This is a genomic window from Fusibacter sp. 3D3, assembly GCF_001748365.1.
In the GTDB taxonomy this organism is placed as follows: Bacteria; Bacillota; Clostridia; order Peptostreptococcales; family Acidaminobacteraceae; genus Fusibacter_A.
In genome coordinates this window covers 170,512-176,778 of the sequence record NZ_BDHH01000011.1, presented here as the reverse complement: position 1 = coordinate 176,778, position 6,267 = coordinate 170,512, and the positions used below count along the sequence as shown (strand labels likewise).

Here is a 6,267-nt window from a genome sequence, read left to right as displayed (position 1 = left end):
GCTATTGGTATTCCTAGACTTATCGACAGTGCTCTTGAAAGTCCTGCTGGTCGTCCGCCCGAAATATCGTATGGGGTGCTGGCAATGATGATGATGGTAAATATGTGTGACGATCATCATCCACTATATCGTCTTAATGAATACTACAAATATAAAGATCTTGAAGGCATATTTCATCAGTCGGTCGCCCTTGATCAAATAAATGATGATAGATTTGGTGGATTTTTAGATCTATTCTACAAAGCAGGATGTCAAAAAATATTTGCTAAAGCATCGGCAAATGCACTGATAACCTATGGTGTACAGATCAAAAACATTAACTTTGATACAACTTCGAAAGTCATGTGGGGTTCATATGAAACAGCCGAAGGTATCTTGGGCAGTATTCAAATTGATTTTGGTCATAGTAAAGACAAACGCCAGGATAAAAAACAAATCAAATACGGTATAGGCTGTGCCAATGGAATTGTCGTTGATGCAATTGTTCTTTCAGGTAACAAAGACGACAAAACATACAACACAGATACACTTGAACGTTTGAATGATGTTCTTGAAAATCTTCAAGTTGAAAAGTCTGATTTTTACTATATAGCTGATAGTGCCCTGTTTTCTGAAAAAAATTTAGATATGGCAGCTGACCGTTCAATTAAGTTAATTACACGCATGCCAGATAACGTGCTCCTTGCCAAAGATGCAATTGATGAGGTTGTAACACATCTTGATGGCCTTGATACGATTACAATTAAAGATTACAAGGGTCAATCCTATGATTATAAAGTCCTTGAAAAAACCTGTGATTATAAAGGACACGCATTAAAAATTGCAACCTATTACAGCACAAAATATAAAACACAAAAAGAAAAAACCATTCGGAAAAAAGTAAGTAAAGAATTAGATGCCTTAGATAAACTATCAAAAGTGCTTTCAAAACGAGCATTCGCCTGTGAAGAAGATTCAAATTTGGAGATTGAAAAACTCAAATTGAAAGATCTCAAAAATTTCAAATACCATAAGATAGATTTTACAATAGAATCCAAACTCAAACGTAGACGTGGTCGACCTTCATTGGATCCAAAAGCTGACCTTGTTGGCTATGAGTACTTTTTAAAACTAAATAGCTCTCAAGATGAAGCATTCATTCATTATGAAATACAGAGAGAATGTTGTTTTGTACTCTGTTCAAATGATCTTGTAATCAATGGTGAAGAAATTCTAAAAGAATACAAAACTCAAGACAGTGTTGAAAAGAAGTTCAAACAGTTGAAATCACCACAGTTTGTAAATTCAATCTATTTGGAATCACCAGAACGCATTGAAGCATTTTCATATTTGATGCTCATTTGCATGTTGTTGCTATCCACAGCTGAGTATGTTGTCCGCAGAGGCTTGTGTGCAGATCAAGATCAAGTTGTTGGACCAGGTCAGGTAAAAATGAAAAAACCTACTCAAAGAGCAATATACGACATGTTCTATTCCGTTCGTGTGCGTGTTATAAAACACCCAAACAAACCGTGGGAGCGTAGTTATGCCAATAATTTAGACGAATCTCTTATAAAAATATTAAACTATTTAGATATACCACTTGAGACCTTTATCAAAGGTTCTAGTTGAGGTTAAAAATAGTTGGATTTAAATGTTGGATTTTTGTAACCTATTCAGCGGAATGTAGGAAATCATGTTCATTTTTGAAAATTGAAATCACTAAAAAACAGTAATATAGCTAATTTCGTTTTTGAAAATCGGAGCAATTCAGAGACATAAGGACTTTATCAGGTCAATCTAATTATTTGAAAGAGAGCATTGTCCATCTAAAAGATAATTCGTAAGCAGTTCCCAATTAGATAGACTATATGCAATCGCTTTACCCAACAAACTTTTCGGTAGTGTAATCTTTTCGTTTTCCCTAAGCCACACCAAAAAAGCCTCCAACACAGGCTTTGAAATCTCTAAGCGTTTTTCGTAACGTTCGAGAGCAGTTAATCCATATTTTTGAAAAGTGTACAGGTAAATCAATCGAAGCATTCTTTCAAAACAACAGGATAGCCTCTCATGTAAGACGATATGGAAATTGTGATCCAATAATCTTGCCGGAACACATGCCTGAAAACCACAAACAATACTTGGCTTATGCTACTGACAACTTTTTAGATTGGGCTTCAAGGGTAGGCATTTCCACACAAACTGTTATGAAAGTCTTGTTAGCAGCAAATAAAGTTGAAAGACAGTCATATCCATCGTGTAGAACATTAATGAAACTTGCTGATAAATACTCAATAGAGCGCATCGAAGATGCTTGCTCTCGTGCCCTTGCATACACACCAACACCAAGTTTAAAGAATGTTCAAATGATTTTAAAGACTGGACAAGATCGCGTAAAATTGGAACAACCTGACATCAGTAAGAAGCAAAGTGGAAAATATGGGTTCACAAGAGGGGCTTCATATTTTGGTGGAGGTGAATCCAATGATTAATCAACCTACCGTTGACAAACTGCACACTATGAGACTAAGAGCTATGGCGGATGCATTCAAGTCACAGGATGGAGATCGATCTTATGATGCTTTGTCTTTCAATGATCGTTTTGGAATGCTCGTAGATGCAGAATATCAAAAACGTCGTACGAGTAATCTGCAAAAAGCAATTAAGAATGCAACATTTCGTTACCCAGATGCGTGTATTGAAAATATTGAGTATCATGCTGATCGTAACTTAGACAAATCTCAGCTATTACAACTCTCTACATGCAGCTACATTCATGATAAGAATCACATCATATTAGAAGGCGCTTCTGGTAATGGAAAAACTTATCTAGCCTGTGCATTAGGCATTGCTGCTTGTCGAAATTTCTTGAGTGTACGCTATATAAGGCTCCCAGAATTATTGAATGATTTACTCATTGCCAAAGGAGAAGGTACCTACAAGAAAATGATTAAGTCATATCAAAAAACAGACTTGTTGATCTTTGATGAATGGTTACTTAAACCATTAACGACAGACCAAGCAATGGAATTATTCGAAATAATTGAAGCTAGAACCAAAAATGGCTCAATGATATTTTGTACTCAGTTTGATCCTCGTGGCTGGTATGATCGAATAGGAACAACTGAAGATGGTACCGTATCAGAAGCAATAATCGATCGTATCAAGCATAATTCGTTTGAAATACTCATTGATGGTAAGTTTTCAATGCGTGAACGACACGGCTTGAAAGCGAAAAAAACGGAGGTCTTTGCTAATGAATAAGAAAGATTTCAAAGAACGCTACGAAGAAGTATACAATCTTTACCACGAGTTACTATCAACACATCATGAAACCTTGATAGAAATCGGTGAACTTAAAGTTAAGAATGAGATCATGAAAAACATGTTAATCCAAAATGGGATAAGTGTTTCAAATATCTATTCCGATTTCTAAATCTTCTATTGTTGAGGGTGGTTAAAAGTATCATCCTCAACAATTATCTATCTGCTCTCTCGGCGAGAAGGTTGCTCTATATTTCCGAGAAAGGTGCTCTAAATCTCCGTGATGTGTGTTCTACTGAAATGAAATATTCATCATATTCTAAAACACTCTCTACTGTAAGTTATAAACAATTTGACACTAGATGGAAAAGTTTATTTACTAGCTGTGGCGGAACAATGGGGCAACAGGGATGTGCAATCACAAGCTGTTCAATGATTTTTAACGTCCAACCAGATGTTCATCTTTCTGAGATGAAAGCTCATGACGGCGCCGATTGTCCTTATCAGTGGTCGACAGGAGCTTCACTAAAAAACAAAATATATTCAGCAACAACTGGAAGTTTCAATTCTTTAAAAGCTGCTATGTTTGAAAACATCATTACAAATGAATTGCCAATGGTTGTTGCCGTTCCAGACCATTTTATTGTTGTTCAGGAATTTGTTGGAACCCTTCCAATGGATCCAGGTGGCGGACCAATTTACAGTTCAATTACTTCCGACATGTTTACAGTGAACGATCCAGGATCTTCTTACAATTTTACACTTCAAGATGTTATTAATCAAAAAGGACCAGTTTCAAGGATTGGAGTATTTAAACAATGATTAGAAACTCCTAATATAGCCTTTTTTATCCAGGTAAAGCTGGATATTGCTTACTATCTGTCACTTAATTTTACAGACAGACTGGTTCGCTACCAACTCATCAATAAAAGACTTCTAGACGTTACACGGAAGTCTTTTATTGTATTTATGAATATGATTTTGAAACACACTAGAATTTATATTTTAATTCTATATCAATAAGTTAACCAATAAATTTATCTGAGATAATCAAATTCTTGTTTTTTATAAGCTGATTGATATCATCAATGTCTTTACTATTAAGATACAACTCTAATATTTTAGGATACGTTTCCAAATATTTTAAATTTTTAATTTGGGTTTCTCTAATATCAAGTATTCCTAAATTTGGCAATAACAACACTACAGAGCAATCTGATATATCCGTATTATTTAATGTCAATGTCTCGAGTTTATCTAGTTCTGATAAACAAGAGATGTCTGAAATGGGATTATAGCCCAAATGCAATTCTTCAATCTCTTTCAGAGTTGATAAATTTTGCAGATCTGTAATCCTATTGTTTTCTAAATATAAAAACTTTAATTTTTTTAGATTGGAGAATCCATCAAATGAAGTCAGATTAGCATTACTTAACTGAAGAAATTCTAAATTTGATAAGGAATTTAGAATTTCGACATTTTCAAGATTTATTCTCGTCAAACTCAAACTTGAAAGCTGTTCAAGTTTGGATAATTTATTTATATTTTGTATGCTGACATTATTTAAAAATAAAGTTGATAAATATTTAAGTGCTTCCAAATTAGAAATATCACAAATTACAGATGTGGGATCCAATTCATTATTAGTAATACTCAATATCTGTAGTTGATTCAAGTTTTTAATAAAATCAAGTTTATCTATCTTGCAACCATTTATTGATAAACTTGTCAAATTCAGAAGTTTGTTATATTTTAACACATCTATGTTGACATTCGATAAATTTAATTCTTTTAATTTATAAATACGCGATAAATACTTTTCATTACTAATCATCACATCAGATATGTACAGTGATTCTAAATCGTTGAATTTTGTTAAATTGTTCAAATTTAACTTACGACCACTAATGTCATTTCTCTTAATTGAAAGTGAGGTTATTTTTGATATTATTTCTTCATTGACTTCATTCGGAGGGAGATTTAAGTCCTTGGCTATAATTTTAATCAATTCGTTTTCTTGGGTTATATTACTTTGAATATTAATAAGAAAAAAAACTGATATTATCACTATAGCAATAAGCGATAATATCCACTTGCTTCTTAGATTTTTCATTTTTTATACTCCTTGTGACATACTCCCACCACTTGAAGAAGTGGGGGCTTCTTGTTCGAGTAGCCTAACGGCTACAGCATAAGCAAGCTATCCCCGTGTGCCCCACGGTTCTATGAGTTCGTTTACCCTAATAATAAGCGTATACCTTCCGTTTTGATATTTATACTTGCATTGTAATCCCTATCCATTGTCATGCCACAATCTTCGCAATGATATGTCCGCTCTGAAAGCGATAATGTTTTCTTCACTATCCCGCAAACACTACACTTTTTAGAACTTGGAAACCATTTGTCAATTTTGACGAGGTGTTTTCCTTGTTCCATCAACTTGTAATTAAGCATAGACACGAACATCCCAAACCCATTATCCATAACACTTTTACCAAAATTCAACGCYTGTGACATCACCTTCATGTCCAAATCTTCAATACACACCGCATCAACAGCATCCGCGATCTGCTTTGACTGCTTGTGTAAAAAGTCTTTTCGTTGGTTCGTCACTTTCTCATGAATTTTCGCTACTTTTATGCTTTGTTTCTTACGATTTTTACTGCCCTTTTGGCACAGAGATAGCTTTTTTTGTTCGCGTTTGAGTTGTTCAAGAGACTGTCTGTAATATCTAGGATACTCTGCTGATATGCCATCGGAAGATAGAAAAAGTGCTTTCATGGAAAAATCTAACCCTAAGAATGTTTTAGGCTGAACTGTTTCTATAGTCACTTCATATTCATATAAGATACTTGCAAAATACTTCCCAGTTGCAGTTTGACTTACCGTTACAGCTTTAAGTTTGTATTCTTTAGGAATAGCTCGGTGCTGTTTGATTTTCACAGCTTTAAGCTTTGGTAAAACAATACAACCATTTTCTAACTTGATATTTCCATTTACAAAATTAGTTGTATAACCCTTGAG

The 6,267-nt window shown here is 34.3% G+C and carries 7 protein-coding genes and 1 pseudogene; 5 read left to right on the top strand and 3 right to left on the bottom strand.

Annotated elements, in window-relative coordinates:
* The coding region (locus tag F3D3_RS13890; RefSeq protein ID WP_084389044.1) for an IS1634 family transposase at positions 1-1,611 on the top strand (1,611 nt) is incomplete at its 5' end.
* Between the two features lie 168 nt (positions 1,612-1,779).
* Here F3D3_RS13890 and F3D3_RS13885 read toward each other — a convergent pair.
* On the bottom strand, positions 1,780-2,022 hold the full coding sequence (locus F3D3_RS13885) for a transposase (RefSeq protein ID WP_069874820.1): 243 nt from the start codon (positions 2,020-2,022) through the stop codon (positions 1,780-1,782).
* A gap of 74 nt (positions 2,023-2,096) precedes the next feature.
* Here F3D3_RS13885 and F3D3_RS13880 point away from each other — a divergent pair, with 74 nt between their 5' ends.
* The 4 genes from F3D3_RS13880 to F3D3_RS13865 all read left to right on the top strand — a co-directional run bounded on the left by F3D3_RS13880 (position 2,097) and on the right by F3D3_RS13865 (position 4,065).
* Complete coding sequence (locus tag F3D3_RS13880; protein WP_069874818.1) at positions 2,097-2,471, top strand: hypothetical protein; 375 nt, start codon at positions 2,097-2,099, stop codon at positions 2,469-2,471.
* Positions 2,464-3,243, top strand: a complete 780-nt coding sequence (gene istB, locus F3D3_RS13875) for an IS21-like element helper ATPase IstB (RefSeq protein WP_069874817.1) — start codon at positions 2,464-2,466, stop codon at positions 3,241-3,243. Before F3D3_RS13880 ends, istB begins: the two co-directional genes overlap by 8 nt.
* Positions 3,236-3,415: a hypothetical protein gene (locus F3D3_RS13870; protein WP_069874815.1), complete on the top strand. Its 180-nt coding sequence runs from the start codon at positions 3,236-3,238 to the stop codon at positions 3,413-3,415. Before istB ends, F3D3_RS13870 begins: the two co-directional genes overlap by 8 nt.
* 128 nt (positions 3,416-3,543) lie before the next feature.
* Positions 3,544-4,065, top strand: coding sequence for a hypothetical protein (locus tag F3D3_RS13865; protein WP_139132095.1), 522 nt, complete (start codon positions 3,544-3,546; stop codon positions 4,063-4,065).
* Between the two features lie 202 nt (positions 4,066-4,267).
* On the opposite strand, the gene F3D3_RS13860 is transcribed toward F3D3_RS13865, so the two are convergent.
* Both F3D3_RS13860 and F3D3_RS13855 read right to left on the bottom strand, forming a co-directional pair.
* On the bottom strand, positions 4,268-5,356 hold the full coding sequence (locus F3D3_RS13860; protein WP_069874812.1) for a leucine-rich repeat domain-containing protein: 1,089 nt from the start codon (positions 5,354-5,356) through the stop codon (positions 4,268-4,270).
* Positions 5,357-5,478: 122 nt separating this feature from the next.
* Positions 5,479-6,261 (bottom strand): annotated as a pseudogene (locus F3D3_RS13855) (RNA-guided endonuclease InsQ/TnpB family protein); the annotation flags it as partial.
* Between the last annotated feature and the right edge of the window lie 6 nt (positions 6,262-6,267).